This is a genomic window from Paenibacillus sp. FSL R5-0623 (genome assembly GCF_037974265.1).
In the GTDB taxonomy this organism is placed as follows: domain Bacteria; phylum Bacillota; class Bacilli; order Paenibacillales; family Paenibacillaceae; genus Paenibacillus.
The window spans coordinates 6114270-6129629 of sequence record NZ_CP150233.1; the positions used below are offsets into that span (position 1 = coordinate 6114270).

Here is a 15360-nt window from a genome sequence, read left to right on the forward strand (position 1 = left end):
GACAGCACCTCAGCTTTATCTATTGGCATGTAATTAGGTATGCTGATCCAATTATATCATTACCTTTCTTGTTCTGACTAACTTTTAGGCCGTTCTCCTGAGGAATATCTGAGAATTCCATTATAGATCGAGGCAGCCACCTTACGTTGATAAGCTTCGTCGGCAAGCATACGTGCCTCTTCCGGATGAGAAAGGAAACCCACTTCTACCAGCGCCGAAGGGATCTTCAGCGCCTGTAACAGATAAACCGTATTCACCGTTTTGGCGATTCGATCTGTATTCTCCAGATTACGAACCATCTCTTGTTGAAGCAGATTAGCCAAACCTTCGTTATCCGGATGATTAGTTGTATAGAAAACCTGCGCTCCACTCCAGCGGTTGGATGGGACACTGTTCATGTGAATGCTAATAAAGAGATCTGCTTGCTTATCCTCTATCCGCCGTACTCTTTGTTTCAGATCTTCCGTCTTACGCTTGGAGTACCCCTTGGTGTCCGATTCCGCCAAATCCGTGTCTATTTCTCTTGTCATAACCACTAAGGCTCCTGCCTGTTGCAAATAATCTCTCACATACAGGGCGATAGACAGGTTGATATCTTTTTCAATAACTCCCTGTTTACTTACCGCCCCTCCATCGGGACCTCCATGTCCTGCATCAATGGCAATGACTTTACCCGCCATCGGCAAACTCCAATAACCTGAAGTCTTTGCGGAAGGCAGCTCATAGGACATTACCGCCACTAACATGGCCAGCAGACAGAGACTCAGCATGACCCTTTTGATTGTTTTTAACCTAATCCAGACTACAAAGTGTTTCCCCATATTTTTACGCATAAAAAAACCACCTCGTCCCTATAAATGACTCTAATCATCTATATGGGACAAGATGGACAAATATACCGCTAGGACCGGACTTGCTCTGCCATTCCTTCAATCAGCACCTCAGCTACCTCAGGACGTGTAAATTCAGGTGGAGGGCACTGACCGTCACGGAGCAGCCCGCGTACTTTGGTGCCGGAAAGCGCCATATGGTGTTCTTTATCATGTGGGCAAGTTTTGCTGGATGCCATGTTTCCACATTTGGTACAGAAGAAACTATGTTCGAAGAACAACGGAGTGATCCCCAGTTCCTCTGCTGTAAAGTTCGTAAAGATCTCCTGTGCTTCATATGTTCCATAATAATCACCCACACCCGCATGGTCACGACCAACAATAAAGTGGGTACACCCGTAATTTTTGCGAACCATCGCATGGAAAATAGCTTCACGTGGTCCGGCATACCGCATCGCTGCGGGGAACACACCAAGGAACGCACGATCAGCTGGATAATAGTTCTCCAGTAATACCAGATAACTCTTCATCCGAACATCTGCGGGAACGTCGTCCGACTTCGTCTCTCCAACAAGCGGATTCAGGAAGAGTGCGTCGACAATCTCCATAGCGCTCTTCTGGATGTACTCATGAGCCCGATGGACCGGATTACGTGTCTGAAAACCAACTACCGTCTTCCAACCCTTCTCCTGAAAAATCTTCCGGGTATCTGCAGGATCATAATAGAATTCTTCAAATTTCGAAGGTTTGGGACGATTCAACACTTGGATTGGACCTCCTACGTATGTTGTAGGACGCTCCAACAGTTTTTTAACACCCGGGTGCTCGGAATCATCTGTTTTGAATACACGCCGGGCTTCTTCACCCTGATCCACCTGGTATATACTTTGGACTTCAAGCAATCCATATGTGACTCCATCTTGATCACCAACAAGTTTCACACGTTCACCAATCTGGAGGGTTGCGGCTTGTTGATCGTCAACAGCAAGTGTGATTGGTATACTCCAGACTGTTCCATCGGCGAGACGCATGCGAGACACCACCGAGAGGTAATCTTCCTCATTCAAGAAACCTTCTAGTGGTGAGAACGCACCCACACCAATCAGATCCAAATCTGATATCGTCCAGGTATTAATAAGCAAAGAGGATAAGTTTTTACTGTCTTGCAACAACTGCTCCCGTTCTTCTCCTTGTACGATACGCTGAACCAGCGTACCTCCATGAGGCAGAATCGATGTCATCTTGTCAGCTCCTTGTATATCTATTATTTATGAAGGCCACATTCCGTCTTATCATTGCCAGACCAGCGTCCAGCACGAGGGTCCTCACCAGGCATAACCTGACGTGTGCAATGCTCACAACCAATACTTGGGTAGTTCTGATCATGAAGAGGGTTATATACAACGTTATTGTCACGAATATATTGCCATACATCCTCAGTCGTCCAGTGCGCAATCGGATTAAACTTCATCAGGCCAAATTTGGAATCATATTCAACCTTCTTCGAGTTTGCACGAGTTGGTGCTTGATCTCTACGAATACCTGTAATCCACGCATCATACTGAGAAAGAATACGTGTTAACGGTTCGACTTTGCGAATGTTACAGCACCCATTGGGATCAGACTTCCACATCTCTTCACCGTGTTGAGCTGCCTGCTCTTCCGGAGTAATCTTAGGTGACACGCGTACAAATTCAAGGTTGTAATTCTCCTGCATCTTATCACGTGTTTCGTATGTTTCTTTAAAGTGAAAATCTGTATCCAGATAAAAAATATCTGTGGATGGACTGATCTTTTGCAACATATCTACAAGTACAACATCTTCTGCACCAAAGCTACATGCAAAAGTGATATTTGGGAATGTTTCAATAGCATACCGAATAATATCCTCTGGACTGGCATGTTCCAGTTCCTCTGCCTTCGTCCGTGCCAAATCTTCTTTCTCCAACAAGTTCATCTGTGAATTTCCCCCATTCAACATTTCAATACTCCCTAAAGCCGACTAATCTAATATGAATTATGTTTAGTATAAATCTTTCATTGGGGATGTCAATGCCTGCCATATGGTAAAATAAATCAGTTTTTGACCATTTTTGATCGTTGCTCTTACACAATATTTTGGTTCAATTTATTCATTTCTCTGTTAACGAGATAAAAACAATGTTGTTGGCTCAGATCATTAGGCAGGTATAAAAACATCTCATGGCCTGTGAAACCTTTGCTGCTGCTGGGTTTAGACATTTCATTTCGCAAAGAGCAGCAGCAAAAAAACACTGGGCGATTGAAAATGAAGGACAAAAAGAAGAAGTTTTAAGGGGAACAGCGTTGCGACATTTAGCGGCTGATATGTAAGGGACTTTTATCGTTTCCATAAGAAATACTGATAAGGTTGCAATAAAGATTTAAACACAAAAAACAGTAAACCCAGTGCATTCAAGAAATCCGGCGTGAGCTCTAATTGATGATTTTATAGGAGCTGTTATAAAATGTGTGGTGAGTGGTGAGCGATGGGTATGAGCATGTTCAATGATCTAAACGATTAGAGAGGTTCAGTACGATGTAGATTTATTAACGTACATATTATAGGACTGTATTGAGGGACATTAAGAGAACATTGAAAAGGCATTTAAGGAAAAATGCACAAGCATGGGGAGAGACATCAGAGATATAAGAGCTATCGCACAAACTAATATAATATATGACGGAATAGTCATGAAAATATAAAAAAGCCTTTGACCGAGGCCAAAGGCTTTTAATATTAACGTTTGGAGAACTGAGGTGCGCGACGAGCCGCTTTAAGACCGTATTTTTTACGCTCTTTCATACGTGGGTCACGAGTCAGGAATCCTGCTTTTTTCAGGGATGCACGGTATTCCGGATCTGCTTTGAGCAGAGCGCGGGAGATACCATGACGGATTGCTCCGGCTTGACCGGAGATTCCGCCACCATGAGCAATAACAAGAACGTCATAGTTGTTGAGCGTTTCTGTCAAGTTCAGTGGTTGTTTTACGATCAGTTTGAGTGTTTCCAAACCGAAGTATTCATTAATATCACGTTTATTGATGACAATGCGTCCTTCACCCGGTACAAGGCGAACACGTGCTACCGAATGTTTACGACGACCTGTCCCATAGTATTGTACTTGTGCCATGAAACTGTCCTCCTTTTAATTAACCGCGAAGTTCGTAAACTTCTGGTTTTTGTGCTGCATGTGGATGCTCAGTGCCTCTGTACGCTTTAAGTCTCAACTTCATTTTCTCGCCCATGCGAGTTTTAGGAAGCATACCGCGAACAGCCAATTCCAACATACGCTCAGGTTTGTTTTTAACCATCTCTTCAGCTGTAGTTACTTTCAAACCACCTGGGTGCATTGAGTGACGGTAGTATTTTTTACCTTGCATTTTCTTACCAGTCAATACGATTTTCTCAGCATTGATGATAACAACGAAATCGCCAGTGTCCACATGTGGAGTGAATTGTGGCTTGTGTTTGCCGCGAATCAAAGCTGCTGCTTCGCTCGCCAAACGTCCGAGGGTTTTGCCTTCAGCATCAATGATGTGCCATTGGCGCTCAACTTCGTTAGGCTTCGCCATGTACGTAGTACGCATGAAAAGTTCCTCCTTAAAATGTTCAAAATCATCATTTTCATTTATCTTCGTTCGTTAAATTATAACTTTAGGTGTTGATGGATTGTAAATTTGATGTGAACCTCTTAATTGGGGCTGTGGGAAAGCCATTAAGAAAACACAATTTTTATATTACATGATAGGCGATTAAATCGCAAGTGTTAATTAAGCTTTTCACTCACAAATTTAATCTTTTTTGTATTCAAGATCCCAGAGCATTAAACCGCAGCTAACTGCAGTAGGTCCTGCAGCAGATCGATTACATGCAGCAATCATATTTGGTACATCAGAGGCTTTCCGTTTGCCCTCTCCGATCTCCAGCAGTGTCCCTACAATGATACGAACCATATGCTGCAAAAAGCCGTTACCACTCACATAAATGTGAATGACACCCTGATCGCGCGGATGGTCTCTGCACATTGATCGGTCCACTTCCATCCATGCTTCGTACACCGAACGGACATGATTCTCTTTCTGAGACTTGCGTGAAGCAAAAGAGGTGAAATCATACGTCCCTATGAAATGTCGTAAGCCCTCCTGCATTGCCATAATATCAAGCTTCGCATGATGATGATATTGCAGTCTTCTGTTGAATACATCCGGAAATTGATTCGCATTGACTGTATAACGATACGTTTTCTTTTTCGCTGCATAGCGAGAATGAAAATCAGCCGAAACTTCAATCGCATCAATAACGACAATATCGGAGGGTAATCTGGAGTTGAGTGCAATACACCAGCGTTCAATCGGGATCTGGGACTCCGTAGGAAAATTGAAGATTTGTCTGCGGGCGTGAACACCTGCATCTGTTCGGCCTGAACCTGTAATTTTAACCTTCTCACCGGTTAAAGCACGAATCGCATCTTCAAGATGATCCTGAATGGTATTCCCACCCGGCTGTACTTGGAAGCCGAAATAGGCAGTGCCATCATAAGTTAACGTCATACATAAGTTCCGCATTATTACCACACCTTTGTTCCATACTATACATATCCCTATCCCGAACAGCAAAAGAAGCCCCTTACGGAGCTTCTATTACAGCACGAATTCCGAAATGAAGAGAAAAAAAGGGTTAATCCAGAATCGTTGATTCTGTCCCCTTTCCTCATCTCATCTGTTTTACGCGCGGTCTACCAGTTCCAAGTAAACCATTGGCGCTGCGTCACCACGACGAGGTCCCAGTTTCAAGATACGAGTGTATCCTCCTGGACGCTCAGCGTAACGACCGGACAATTCGCTAAATAGTTTTTGGATTGCATCTTGCTCACCATCGATAGTTTCGCGGCGAACATAAGCTGCCACTTGGCGACGGGCATGAAGATCTCCCTTTTTCGCTTTAGTGATCAATTTTTCAGCAATAGAGCGAACCTCTTTTGCTTTCGCTTCAGTTGTCTGAATGCGTTCGTATAAGAACAGGTCGGTTACCAGGTCACGGAACAAAGCTTTACGCGCGCTGGAATTACGGCCCAACTTTTGGTATGCCATTGTTTTCCCTCCTTCACTTCAAGCACTCGGCTGTCTATTCTTCTGTACGGAGTCCCAAACCAAGTTCCTCAAGCTTCTCTTGAACTTCTTCCAAAGACTTGCGTCCGAGGTTACGGACTTTCATCATGTCTTCTTCCGTTTTCGTAGTCAGCTCTTGCACGGTATTAATACCGGCACGTTTGAGGCAGTTGTAGGAACGAACAGAGAGATCCAGCTCTTCGATCGTCATTTCGAGTACTTTTTCTTTTTTGTCTTCTTCTTTTTCGACCATGATCTCTGCATCTTTCGCTTCGTCTGTAAGACCCACGAAGAGCATCAAATGCTCAGTCAAAATTTTAGCGCCGAGGCTTACAGCCTCTTCAGGACGAATACTTCCATCAGTCCAAACTTCCAACGTGAGCTTGTCATAGTTGGTCACTTGACCGACACGCGTATTTTCCACAGCGTAGTTAACGCGACTGATCGGGGTGAAGATGGAATCGACTGGGATGACGCCGATCGGCTGGTCATCGCGTTTATTCCGATCTGCCTGGACGTAGCCGCGACCGCGATTGGCAAAAATACGCATGTGAAGTCTCGAACCTGGTCCGAGCGTAGCAATGTGCAAATCCGGGTTAAGGATTTCCACATCAGAGTCAGCACGGATATCTCCAGCCGTAATTGCTCCTTCGCCTTCAGCATCAATCTCGAGCACTTTCTCCTCGTCTGAATGAATCTTAAGCGATAAAGCTTTCAGGTTAAGAATAACCTCCGTTACATCTTCCATTACGCCAGGAACTGTAGCAAATTCATGCAGAACGCCATCGATTTGAACCGAAGACACTGCCGCACCCGGCAGTGACGAGAGCAAGATTCGGCGAAGCGAGTTTCCAAGCGTCGTACCGTATCCGCGCTCAAGCGGTTCTACTACGAATTTCCCATAGGTGCCATCATCGTTGACGTCTACCGTCTCAATTTTCGGCTTTTCGATTTCAATCACTGCAATACCCCTCCTTCAAAACGTCGGTCCTCTATGAAACATTTACCTTCTCTTGCGAAAACATGTAGTAGTATGCCTAAACAACCATTATTAGCAGATTGTGCCGGAAATATACCACACGCAGGGGCAAATCTCATTAGACACGACGACGTTTTGGAGGACGGCATCCGTTATGCGGGACTGGAGTTACGTCTTTGATCAGGTTAACTTCAAGACCAGCAGCTTGCAAAGAGCGGATCGCTGCTTCACGGCCTGCGCCTGGTCCTTTAACCATAACCTCAACGGCTTTCATCCCATGTTCCATTGCAGCTTTGGCAGCAGTCTCAGCAGCCATTTGTGCAGCAAACGGAGTCGATTTACGGGAACCTCTGAATCCGAGGCCGCCGGAGCTTGCCCACGAAATTGCGTTTCCGTGAGGATCCGTAATAGTAACGATAGTGTTATTGAAAGTGGAACGGATATGCGCCACGCCAGATTCAATATTTTTACGGTCACGACGTTTAGTACGTACGACTTTTTTCGGTTTAGCCATTTTCTCTTATCCCCCCTTATTATTTCTTCTTGTTCGCTACTGTACGACGAGGACCTTTACGAGTACGAGCATTCGTTTTCGTACGTTGTCCACGAACAGGCAGACCACGACGATGACGAACTCCACGGTAACAACCGATCTCCGTCAAACGTTTAATATTCAAAGAGATTTCTCGACGCAGGTCACCTTCTACTTTGACCTCTTTATCGATACTTTCACGCAATTTGCTGACTTCATCTTCCGTCAAATCACGAACACGAGTGTCCGGATTGATGCCTGTTGTGCTCAGAATTTTCTGGGAAGTCGTTTTACCGATTCCGAAAATATAAGTCAAGGCGATCTCAACGCGCTTATCACGTGGCAAATCCACACCAGATATACGTGCCATTTTACGCTACACCCCCTTCTTTAACCTTGTTTTTGTTTGTGTTTCGGATTTTCACAGATAACCATAACATTCCCTTTGCGGCGAATGACTTTGCACTTTTCGCAAATCGGCTTGACCGAAGGTCTTACCTTCATGTGAATTACCTCCTCAAAGTTTTGCTAAGCAAAACCCTCTTCGTAAGCATTGACCTTGTTCTACTATTGTAAAACCGGCTTCGAAGCTTTCGCAAGTTTTGCCGGGCAAAACCCGCTACATAAGCTTCACAGTTCATTGCAACTGTCTACTACTATTTACGGTAAGTTATGCGACCTTTTGTTAAATCATAAGGCGACAACTGAACAACTACTTTGTCTCCAGTCAGGATACGGATAAAGTGCATCCGCAGTTTTCCGGAAACGTGAGCGAGAATTTGATGACCGTTCTCAAGCTCAACCTTGAATGTTGCATTCGGTAGCGGTTCGAGAACCGTACCTTCCACTTCAATGACATCTTCCTTAGCCATTAGTCAGTCTCCTTTCTCTTCAGCTTGAATGTTGGTGGATTCCAGAAATGAATGAACCGCGTAACGGAGCTTTCCATTTGTCACCCGACCACTCTCGTTTAAACTGTTCACAACCTCGCTGCTAATCATGGGCTGGAGTTCAAGATGAAGAAGATTCTTCTTCTTTGGTTGATCAAACTTACGTTTGTCTCCATCCGCAATATATACGAACTTACCGTCCGCTATAGCAACAATTACTGCGGCTTGGTCCGCATTGCGGCCTTTACGGATCTTCACAAGTTGACCGAGCTGCGGATTAGACTGACTGTTCATGCCTCATCACCTACGCATTCAGTTTTGTGAAAATTTCCATACCATCTGGTGTAACTGCTACGGTGTGTTCAAAGTGGGCACATAACTTACCATCAACGGTGACGACAGTCCAGTTATCTTCCAACGTTTTCACATACCGTCTACCTACGTTAACCATCGGCTCTATGGCCAGCACCATGCCCGCTTTAAGCCGTGGTCCCCGATCGGGAAGACCATAGTTCGGAATCTGTGGTTCTTCGTGCAGATCTGCGCCTATGCCGTGACCGACATATTCACGAACTACGGAGAACCCTTCATCTTCAATATATTTCTGAATTGCATGAGATATTGTAAACAAGCGAACGTCCGGTTTTACCAGCGCCAGACCTGCGTATAACGAAGCCTCGGTAACGTCCAGAAGACGACGGGCTTCTTCGGAAATACGGCCGACCGGATAAGTCCAGGCGGAATCTCCATGATACCCCTGGTACTGCGCGCCAATGTCAAACGTAACGATATCGCCCTCGTTCAACTTGCGTTTGCCGGGAAATCCATGTACCAACTCTTCATTGACTGAAGCGCACACACTGGCAGGGAAACCGTTATAACCTTTGAAAGACGGCACAGCTCCTTGACTGCGGATATATTGATCAGCCATATGGTCAAGTTCTCCAGTCGTAATACCGGGAGCGATATGCTCTGCCAAGAGACGATGCGCTTCCGCAACAATTCTCCCTGCTTCCCTCATCAAGCCCAGTTCCGTTTCGGACTTACCAATGATCATCAATTAACCTCTCAGTAAGGACACGATTTCTTGAGAAACTTGATCGATATCCTGTTCTCCGTTCATTTGACGAAGAAGACCTTTAGTCTCATAGAACGTGAGGAGTGGTGCTGTTTTGTTGATATACTCGTCCAGTCGTGTACCTACACTCTCTTCATTATCATCAGAGCGTTGATACAACTCACCAGCGCATTTATCACAAATACCTTCCTGCTTAGGCGGATTGAATACCACATGATAAGTGGAACCACAGTTTTTACAAATTCGACGACCCGTCAAACGAGCGAGCAATTTGTTGCGATCCACTTTCAGGTTGATTACATGATCGAGACCTGAGTTCAATCGATCCAGAATGCCATCGAGCGCTTCTGCTTGGGAAAGGGTTCTTGGAAATCCGTCCAAGAGGAAACCTTCTCTGCAGTCAGGCTGCTGCAAACGTTCTTCAACGATGCCAATGGTTACATCATCTGGTACAAGCAATCCTTGATCCATATATTCCTTGGCTTTCATGCCAATGGGAGTTCCCTGTTTGATCGCTAGACGAAATGCATCGCCTGTTGAAATATGGGGAATACCGAACTCTTTCACGATGACGTCTGCTTGCGTTCCTTTTCCTGCCCCCGGAGGGCCCATGAATAGGATGTTCACGTTATGTCACTCCCTCCAAGACTACCCTACATCAACAAACAGCACAATAGGTGCCGGCAAGTAAATCTTCACTCGACCGGTACCTATTGCCTATTTATTGATAAAACCTTTGTAGTGGCGTTTGATCAATTGGCTTTCGATTTGCTTCATCGTATCCAGCGCAACACCGATAACGATCAGGAGGGATGTTCCTCCAATTTGCGCAGATTGAGGCAAACCAGAAAGTGCCCCTAAGAATACAGGCAGAACGGAAATGACTGCCAAGAAGATGGCTCCGGCCATTGTCAAACGAGTCATGACACGGGTCAGATATTTCTCGGTTGCTTTACCCGGGCGAATGCCTGGGATGTAACCGCCGTTCTTTTTCATATTATCAGCCATCTGCTGTGGATTCATCTGTACAAAAGTATAGAAGAATGTGAAACCGAAGATCATCACGACATACAGCAACATACCCAGAGGTTTGTGTGTAGTCAGGTTCTGTCCGATCCACTGTGCCCAGAGGCGATCCGCCCAGAAGTTGGCGATGATCGTTGGGAACATCAACAGCGATGAAGCAAAGATGACAGGGATAACACCTGCTGCATTAATTTTCAGCGGGATATGTGTATTCTGTCCACCGTACATTTTGTTACCTACGACACGTTTAGCGTACTGTACCGGAATCTTCCGAATCGCCTGCTGAATGTAAATGACCCCTATGATGATCAACACAATAACAATTGCGATGATAACACCTTTAAGAATATTCATAAACAGTTGGTCAGGTTGAATGAAGTCAGATTCGACCGTTTGTTTGATAATGTTAGGCACCGTAGATAGGATACCCGCAAAGATCAAGATCGAAATCCCGTTTCCTATGCCCTTCTCGGTGATCTGCTCACCAAGCCACATCAGGAATGAAGTACCGGCCGTAAGTACAATCGCGATCAAGATATAATCTGCAAATGTAGCGTTAGGCACCATCTCTGTATTGTACAAGCGGTTGAATCCGATCGACGTACCAAACGCTTGAATCAATGCCAGCCCGATGGTTAAATAACGGGTCAACTGTGCAGATTTCTTCTTACCTTGTTCACCTTGCTTTGCCCACTCCGCTAATTTAGGTATAACGTCCATGGAAAGCAACTGTACTATGATAGACGCAGTGATGTAAGGCACGATCCCGAGCGCAAATATCGAGAACTGGAAGAGCGCTCCACCCGAGAACGTATTGAGAAGTCCAAAAACTTCTTTACCCGCAGAATTTGTCGCTTCGAACACATCTTTGTTAACTCCCGGCACGGGGACAAAGGAGCCGATGCGGTAAATGATCAGTACAAAAAGGGTAAATAATACCCTTTTGCGCAGATCTTCAACCCGCCAGATATTCTTTAGGGTCTTGAACATTAAATCACCTCAGTTGTACCGCCGGCAGCTTCAATTTTCTCAATAGCAGATTGAGAAAACTTGTTAGCTTTAACAGTCAGCTTCACAGTGACATCACCGTTACCCAGGATTTTGATTCCGGATTTAGCGTTTTTAACTACGCCGTTCGTCATCAAGAATTCTGGAGTTACTTCAGTACCCGCAGCAAAACTGTTCAGGTCTTCAGTATTCACAACTGCATATTCTTTGCGAGTTGGGTTTACAAAACCACGTTTTGGCAAGCGACGATACAATGGATTTTGTCCACCTTCGAAGCCTGGACGAACTCCACCGCCAGAACGAGAATTTTGTCCTTTGTGACCGCGACCTGATGTTTTACCTGTACCACTACTTGGACCGCGACCAAGACGTTTACGTTCTTTGCGGGATCCAGGAGATGGTGAAAGCTCATGTAACTTCATCGTTCGTTGCACCTCCTTAAAGATTTGTGGGATTAACCCGTTATTAAGCTTCTACTTCTTTAACAGCAACCAAGTGGCTTACTTTGTTAATCATACCACGGATGGCAGGATTATCGTTTTGTACCACTTTGCTATTGATTTTGCGCAAACCCAATGTTTTCACAGTTGTTCTTTGCGTCTCCGGACGTCCGATCAAGCTGCGGACGAGGGTAATTTCTAATTTAGCCATGAGAATTCCCTCCTTAACCCAGAAGCTCTTCGACGGATTTTCCGCGCAGTTTAGCCACGTCTTCAGCACGCTTCAAACGGGACAAACCTTCCAAAGTCGCATTGACCATGTTCATGGAATTCGAAGAACCCAGAGATTTTGTCAAAATGTCACCTACACCAGCAAGTTCGAGAACCGCACGTACAGGACCACCAGCGATAACACCAGTACCTTCAGATGCTGGTTTCAACAGCACGCGTCCTGCGCCGAACTTACCTGTTACCAAGTGAGGAATCGATGTTCCTACGAGTGGAACGTGTACAAGGTTTTTCTTAGCGTCTTCAATACCTTTGCGAATTGCATCAGGTACTTCGCCCGCTTTACCGATACCAGCTCCAACCCAGCCGTTGCCGTCGCCGACTACAACCAGTGCGCTAAAGCTGAAACGGCGTCCGCCTTTTACTACTTTAGCTACGCGATTAATATTTACAACTCTTTCAGTCAGTTCCAAAGTATTCGGATCTACACGCAAGTCGTTAACCTCCTTTTGAAAAATATCTTAAAACTCAAGTCCTGCTTCACGAGCCGCTTCAGCCAATGCTGCGATACGACCATGGTACAGATAACCGCTACGGTCAAATACGATATTGGACACACCTTTGTCTTTAGCACGTTTAGCAACGAGTTCGCCAACTTTACGAGCTGATTCAACAGATGCACCATTTTTGATGTCAGTGCTCAATTCTTTGTCTACGGTAGACGCGGAAGCGATTGTTACACCAGCAACATCATCGATGATTTGAGCATACATATGTTTACCAGAACGGAATACGTTCAAACGAGGACGTGCTGCCGTTCCTTGGATTTTCTTACGAACACGAAGGTGTCTTTTCAGACGAGCCTTATTTTTATCTGGTTTCGTAATCATCTCAAAGATTCACTCCTTTCAGGTTACCTCGCTGGCTTCAAAGCAGAAGCCACGGGGTATATTAGAAACACACGAAGCAAGCAAGCCGAAAGCCGCGCAAAGGCGGTAAGAGAAATCTTATTTCTTCTTACCGGCTTTACCTTCCTTACGGATGATACGCTCGCCTTCATATTTAATACCTTTACCTTTGTATGGCTCAGGTTCACGTACGGAACGGATTTTAGCAGCGTAAGCACCTACACGCTCTTTGTCAATTCCGCGAACGATGATTTTTGTATTCGAAGGTACTTCGAATTCAATTCCCGCTTCCGGTGTAATTTCAACCGGGTGAGAGTAACCAACGTTCAGAACGATTTTATCTCCGGATTTGCTTGCACGATATCCGACCCCAACCAATTCCAGAGATTTCGCGAATCCTTCAGTAACGCCGCTCACCATATTGTTTACAACGCTACGCGTTGTGCCGTGCAAAGAACGGTGAGTTTTGTTATCGGAAGGACGCACAACTGTGATTTCGTTATTTTCAACCGTAACCTTCATGTCTTTATGAAGCTCACGAGTCAAAGTTCCTTTAGGTCCTTTTACCGTAATAACGGTGTTGTCCAGGGTGATGTCTACACCACTTGGTACTGTGATTGGTTTGCGACCAATACGAGACATATGTTGCACCTCCTATCTTGTGACGTTATATTACCAAACGTAGCAAACGACTTCTCCGCCGGATTTCGATTGACGAGCTTCTTTGTCCGTCATGATACCTTTAGATGTCGAGATGATCGCGATTCCCAGGCCACCAAGTACACGAGGTACTTCGTTGCTTTTCGTGTAAACACGAAGACCAGGTTTACTGATTCTTTTCAGACCAGTGATAACGCGCTCGTTATTTTGACCGTATTTCAGGAAAACACGGATAATCCCTTGTTTGTTATCATCGATAACTTCAGCGTCACGGATGAAACCTTCACGCTTCAGGATATCGGCGATTTGTTTTTTCATTGTCGAAGCAGGCATTTCTACCGTTTCGTGACGAACAGTGTTCGCGTTACGAATACGAGTAAGCATATCTGCAATTGGATCAGACATAGTCATTGTGAGTTAACCTCCTTCCCGTTCAGGACTTTTTACCAGCTTGCTTTTTTCACGCCAGGGATCTGGCCTTTATAAGCTAATTCACGGAAACAAATTCTGCAAATTTTGAACTTTTGCAGGACCGAATGTGGACGTCCGCAACGCTCACAGCGTGTATATGCACGTACTTTAAACTTAGGTGTACGTTGTTGTTTAACTTTCATCGAAGTTTTTGCCACTTAGCCTGACACCTCCTAAATAATTTCGGAGAAAAGGGAGTCTTTCCAGACACCCGGAAACGTTATGCCAACATTACTTAACGAAAGGCATTCCCATTTGCGTGAGCAATTCGCGGGACTCTTCGTCTGTTTTCGCCGTTGTTACGATGACAATATCCATACCGCGGACTTTATCAACTTTATCATACTCGATCTCTGGGAAGATCAGTTGCTCTTTCAGACCCAGTGTGTAGTTACCACGTCCATCGAAAGCTTTACTCGATACACCGCGGAAGTCGCGGACACGAGGAAGCGTTACGTTGAGCAATTTATCTAGGAAGAAGTACATACGCTCACCGCGTAATGTTACTTTCACACCGATAGGCATATTCTCACGCAGTTTGAAACCTGCGATAGATTTTTTAGCACGAGTGATTACAGGTTTTTGACCTGCGATCAGTTGCAAATCGTTTACTGCGGAATCCAACACTTTAGAGTTTTGGACAGCGTCGCCCACACCCATGTTGATAACGATTTTCTCGATTTTCGGCACTTGCATTACCGTTGTATAGTTAAACTTCTGCATCAAAGCAGGAGCGATTTCTTGCAGGTAACGTTCTTTCATTCTTGATGCCATGAATCATAGCCCTCCTTTCTCATTCGGTTCAATTAGTCGATAATTTCTCCGGAACGTTTAGCAACGCGCACTTTCTTACCGTTATCCAAAACTTTGTAACCTACACGGGTTACTTTTCCGCTCTTCGGATCGATGTGCATTACGTTGGAAACGTGAATCGGAGCTTCCTTCTCGATAATGCCGCCTTGCGGATTTTGCTGGTTAGGCTTCTGGTGTTTTTTCACCATGTTAACACCTTCCACAAGGACGCGGTTCTCACGAGGATAAGCAGCGATGACACGGCCTTTTTTACCTTTGTCTTTACCGCTGATCACCATAACCGTATCTTCCTTTTTAACGTGAAGTTTGTTGTTATGGGATTCCAGAACTTTTTTCACTCTTGGCATTTCGTACACCTCCTGTTTCTA

General features: G+C 45.0%; 26 protein-coding genes. 1 reads left to right on the plus strand and 25 read right to left on the minus strand.

Annotated elements, in window-relative coordinates:
• Window positions 1-77 precede the first annotated feature (77 nt).
• From cwlD to MKY92_RS26795, 3 genes are all read right to left on the minus strand, one after another.
• Window positions 78-833, minus strand: a complete 756-nt coding sequence (cwlD, locus tag MKY92_RS26785; RefSeq protein ID WP_036607212.1) for an N-acetylmuramoyl-L-alanine amidase CwlD — start codon at window positions 831-833, stop codon at window positions 78-80.
• A gap of 68 nt (window positions 834-901) precedes the next feature.
• On the minus strand, window positions 902-2071 hold the full coding sequence (gene sat, locus MKY92_RS26790) for a sulfate adenylyltransferase (RefSeq protein ID WP_339298240.1): 1170 nt from the start codon (window positions 2069-2071) through the stop codon (window positions 902-904).
• Window positions 2072-2094: 23 nt separating this feature from the next.
• Complete coding sequence (locus tag MKY92_RS26795) at window positions 2095-2787, minus strand: phosphoadenylyl-sulfate reductase (protein WP_339298241.1); 693 nt, start codon at window positions 2785-2787, stop codon at window positions 2095-2097.
• 245 nt (window positions 2788-3032) lie between these two features.
• On the opposite strand from MKY92_RS26795, the gene MKY92_RS26800 reads away from it, so the two are divergent.
• Entirely contained in the window at window positions 3033-3182 is a 150-nt protein-coding gene (locus MKY92_RS26800; protein ID WP_339298242.1) for a hypothetical protein, read from the plus strand.
• Window positions 3183-3588: 406 nt separating this feature from the next.
• On the opposite strand, the gene rpsI is transcribed toward MKY92_RS26800, so the two are convergent.
• From rpsI to rplX, 22 genes are all read right to left on the minus strand, one after another.
• Complete coding sequence (rpsI, locus tag MKY92_RS26805; RefSeq protein WP_017692105.1) at window positions 3589-3981, minus strand: 30S ribosomal protein S9; 393 nt, start codon at window positions 3979-3981, stop codon at window positions 3589-3591.
• Window positions 3982-4000: 19 nt separating this feature from the next.
• Window positions 4001-4438 carry a 50S ribosomal protein L13 gene (gene rplM / locus MKY92_RS26810; RefSeq protein WP_024633564.1) on the minus strand — a complete coding sequence of 146 codons (438 nt, stop codon included), beginning with the start codon at window positions 4436-4438 and terminating at the stop codon, window positions 4001-4003.
• A gap of 204 nt (window positions 4439-4642) precedes the next feature.
• A complete protein-coding gene (gene truA / locus MKY92_RS26815; RefSeq protein ID WP_017692103.1) occupies window positions 4643-5416 on the minus strand; it encodes a tRNA pseudouridine(38-40) synthase TruA in 774 nt (257 codons plus the stop codon).
• 159 nt (window positions 5417-5575) lie between these two features.
• Entirely contained in the window at window positions 5576-5941 is a 366-nt protein-coding gene (rplQ, locus tag MKY92_RS26820) for a 50S ribosomal protein L17 (protein WP_017692102.1), read from the minus strand.
• A gap of 34 nt (window positions 5942-5975) precedes the next feature.
• Window positions 5976-6920, minus strand: a complete 945-nt coding sequence (locus MKY92_RS26825) for a DNA-directed RNA polymerase subunit alpha (RefSeq protein WP_017692101.1) — start codon at window positions 6918-6920, stop codon at window positions 5976-5978.
• A gap of 136 nt (window positions 6921-7056) precedes the next feature.
• Window positions 7057-7452, minus strand: a complete 396-nt coding sequence (rpsK, locus tag MKY92_RS26830; RefSeq protein WP_017692100.1) for a 30S ribosomal protein S11 — start codon at window positions 7450-7452, stop codon at window positions 7057-7059.
• 19 nt (window positions 7453-7471) lie between these two features.
• Window positions 7472-7840 (minus strand): 30S ribosomal protein S13, encoded by a 369-nt coding sequence (rpsM, locus tag MKY92_RS26835; protein WP_036607200.1) that lies wholly within the window; start codon window positions 7838-7840, stop codon window positions 7472-7474.
• 20 nt (window positions 7841-7860) lie between these two features.
• The gene (gene rpmJ / locus MKY92_RS26840; RefSeq protein WP_003333770.1) at window positions 7861-7974 is read right to left on the minus strand and encodes a 50S ribosomal protein L36; all 114 of its coding nucleotides are present in this window, start codon (window positions 7972-7974) and stop codon (window positions 7861-7863) included.
• A gap of 152 nt (window positions 7975-8126) precedes the next feature.
• Window positions 8127-8342, minus strand: a complete 216-nt coding sequence (gene infA, locus MKY92_RS26845) for a translation initiation factor IF-1 (RefSeq protein WP_017692098.1) — start codon at window positions 8340-8342, stop codon at window positions 8127-8129.
• A gap of 3 nt (window positions 8343-8345) precedes the next feature.
• Complete coding sequence (locus MKY92_RS26850) at window positions 8346-8654, minus strand: KOW domain-containing RNA-binding protein (RefSeq protein ID WP_036607194.1); 309 nt, start codon at window positions 8652-8654, stop codon at window positions 8346-8348.
• A 10-nt stretch (window positions 8655-8664) separates the two neighbouring features.
• The gene (gene map, locus MKY92_RS26855) at window positions 8665-9417 is read right to left on the minus strand and encodes a type I methionyl aminopeptidase (RefSeq protein ID WP_339298243.1); all 753 of its coding nucleotides are present in this window, start codon (window positions 9415-9417) and stop codon (window positions 8665-8667) included.
• A 3-nt stretch (window positions 9418-9420) separates the two neighbouring features.
• Window positions 9421-10065, minus strand: a complete 645-nt coding sequence (locus MKY92_RS26860; RefSeq protein ID WP_036607188.1) for an adenylate kinase — start codon at window positions 10063-10065, stop codon at window positions 9421-9423.
• A gap of 90 nt (window positions 10066-10155) precedes the next feature.
• The gene (secY, locus tag MKY92_RS26865; RefSeq protein WP_076216860.1) at window positions 10156-11454 is read right to left on the minus strand and encodes a preprotein translocase subunit SecY; all 1299 of its coding nucleotides are present in this window, start codon (window positions 11452-11454) and stop codon (window positions 10156-10158) included.
• The gene (gene rplO / locus MKY92_RS26870; RefSeq protein ID WP_017692093.1) at window positions 11454-11894 is read right to left on the minus strand and encodes a 50S ribosomal protein L15; all 441 of its coding nucleotides are present in this window, start codon (window positions 11892-11894) and stop codon (window positions 11454-11456) included. The genes secY and rplO overlap by 1 nt, the downstream gene beginning before the upstream one ends.
• 43 nt (window positions 11895-11937) lie before the next feature.
• Entirely contained in the window at window positions 11938-12123 is a 186-nt protein-coding gene (rpmD, locus tag MKY92_RS26875) for a 50S ribosomal protein L30 (protein WP_017692092.1), read from the minus strand.
• Between the two features lie 13 nt (window positions 12124-12136).
• On the minus strand, window positions 12137-12634 hold the full coding sequence (rpsE, locus tag MKY92_RS26880; protein WP_017692091.1) for a 30S ribosomal protein S5: 498 nt from the start codon (window positions 12632-12634) through the stop codon (window positions 12137-12139).
• A 27-nt stretch (window positions 12635-12661) separates the two neighbouring features.
• Complete coding sequence (gene rplR / locus MKY92_RS26885) at window positions 12662-13030, minus strand: 50S ribosomal protein L18 (protein ID WP_017692090.1); 369 nt, start codon at window positions 13028-13030, stop codon at window positions 12662-12664.
• Window positions 13031-13147: 117 nt separating this feature from the next.
• Window positions 13148-13690, minus strand: coding sequence for a 50S ribosomal protein L6 (gene rplF, locus MKY92_RS26890; protein WP_017692089.1), 543 nt, complete (start codon window positions 13688-13690; stop codon window positions 13148-13150).
• A 30-nt stretch (window positions 13691-13720) separates the two neighbouring features.
• The gene (rpsH, locus tag MKY92_RS26895; protein ID WP_017692088.1) at window positions 13721-14119 is read right to left on the minus strand and encodes a 30S ribosomal protein S8; all 399 of its coding nucleotides are present in this window, start codon (window positions 14117-14119) and stop codon (window positions 13721-13723) included.
• A 32-nt stretch (window positions 14120-14151) separates the two neighbouring features.
• Window positions 14152-14337, minus strand: coding sequence for a type Z 30S ribosomal protein S14 (locus MKY92_RS26900; protein WP_013312154.1), 186 nt, complete (start codon window positions 14335-14337; stop codon window positions 14152-14154).
• A gap of 73 nt (window positions 14338-14410) precedes the next feature.
• Complete coding sequence (gene rplE / locus MKY92_RS26905; RefSeq protein ID WP_339298244.1) at window positions 14411-14953, minus strand: 50S ribosomal protein L5; 543 nt, start codon at window positions 14951-14953, stop codon at window positions 14411-14413.
• Between the two features lie 32 nt (window positions 14954-14985).
• Window positions 14986-15339 carry a 50S ribosomal protein L24 gene (gene rplX, locus MKY92_RS26910; protein WP_017692086.1) on the minus strand — a complete coding sequence of 118 codons (354 nt, stop codon included), beginning with the start codon at window positions 15337-15339 and terminating at the stop codon, window positions 14986-14988.
• Window positions 15340-15360 lie beyond the last annotated feature (21 nt).

What these genes read in the sequence shown, in the direction of transcription:
- cwlD (WP_036607212.1), bottom strand. Translation starts at nt 833, where the DNA reads ATGCGTAAAAATATGGGGAAACACTTTGTAGTCTGGATTAGGTTAAAA.
- sat (WP_339298240.1), bottom strand. Translation starts at nt 2,071, where the DNA reads ATGACATCGATTCTGCCTCATGGAGGTACGCTGGTTCAGCGTATCGTA.
- MKY92_RS26795 (WP_339298241.1), bottom strand. Translation starts at nt 2,787, where the DNA reads ATGAACTTGTTGGAGAAAGAAGATTTGGCACGGACGAAGGCAGAGGAA.
- MKY92_RS26800 (WP_339298242.1), top strand. Translation starts at nt 3,033, where the DNA reads ATGGCCTGTGAAACCTTTGCTGCTGCTGGGTTTAGACATTTCATTTCG.
- rpsI (WP_017692105.1), bottom strand. Translation starts at nt 3,981, where the DNA reads ATGGCACAAGTACAATACTATGGGACAGGTCGTCGTAAACATTCGGTA.
- rplM (WP_024633564.1), bottom strand. Translation starts at nt 4,438, where the DNA reads ATGCGTACTACGTACATGGCGAAGCCTAACGAAGTTGAGCGCCAATGG.
- truA (WP_017692103.1), bottom strand. Translation starts at nt 5,416, where the DNA reads ATGCGGAACTTATGTATGACGTTAACTTATGATGGCACTGCCTATTTC.
- rplQ (WP_017692102.1), bottom strand. Translation starts at nt 5,941, where the DNA reads ATGGCATACCAAAAGTTGGGCCGTAATTCCAGCGCGCGTAAAGCTTTG.
- rpsK (WP_017692100.1), bottom strand. Translation starts at nt 7,452, where the DNA reads ATGGCTAAACCGAAAAAAGTCGTACGTACTAAACGTCGTGACCGTAAA.
- rpsM (WP_036607200.1), bottom strand. Translation starts at nt 7,840, where the DNA reads ATGGCACGTATATCTGGTGTGGATTTGCCACGTGATAAGCGCGTTGAG.
- rpmJ (WP_003333770.1), bottom strand. Translation starts at nt 7,974, where the DNA reads ATGAAGGTAAGACCTTCGGTCAAGCCGATTTGCGAAAAGTGCAAAGTC.
- infA (WP_017692098.1), bottom strand. Translation starts at nt 8,342, where the DNA reads ATGGCTAAGGAAGATGTCATTGAAGTGGAAGGTACGGTTCTCGAACCG.
- MKY92_RS26850 (WP_036607194.1), bottom strand. Translation starts at nt 8,654, where the DNA reads ATGAACAGTCAGTCTAATCCGCAGCTCGGTCAACTTGTGAAGATCCGT.
- map (WP_339298243.1), bottom strand. Translation starts at nt 9,417, where the DNA reads ATGATCATTGGTAAGTCCGAAACGGAACTGGGCTTGATGAGGGAAGCA.
- secY (WP_076216860.1), bottom strand. Translation starts at nt 11,454, where the DNA reads ATGTTCAAGACCCTAAAGAATATCTGGCGGGTTGAAGATCTGCGCAAA.
- rplO (WP_017692093.1), bottom strand. Translation starts at nt 11,894, where the DNA reads ATGAAGTTACATGAGCTTTCACCATCTCCTGGATCCCGCAAAGAACGT.
- rpmD (WP_017692092.1), bottom strand. Translation starts at nt 12,123, where the DNA reads ATGGCTAAATTAGAAATTACCCTCGTCCGCAGCTTGATCGGACGTCCG.
- rplR (WP_017692090.1), bottom strand. Translation starts at nt 13,030, where the DNA reads ATGATTACGAAACCAGATAAAAATAAGGCTCGTCTGAAAAGACACCTT.
- rplF (WP_017692089.1), bottom strand. Translation starts at nt 13,690, where the DNA reads ATGTCTCGTATTGGTCGCAAACCAATCACAGTACCAAGTGGTGTAGAC.
- rpsH (WP_017692088.1), bottom strand. Translation starts at nt 14,119, where the DNA reads ATGACTATGTCTGATCCAATTGCAGATATGCTTACTCGTATTCGTAAC.
- rplE (WP_339298244.1), bottom strand. Translation starts at nt 14,953, where the DNA reads ATGGCATCAAGAATGAAAGAACGTTACCTGCAAGAAATCGCTCCTGCT.
- rplX (WP_017692086.1), bottom strand. Translation starts at nt 15,339, where the DNA reads ATGCCAAGAGTGAAAAAAGTTCTGGAATCCCATAACAACAAACTTCAC.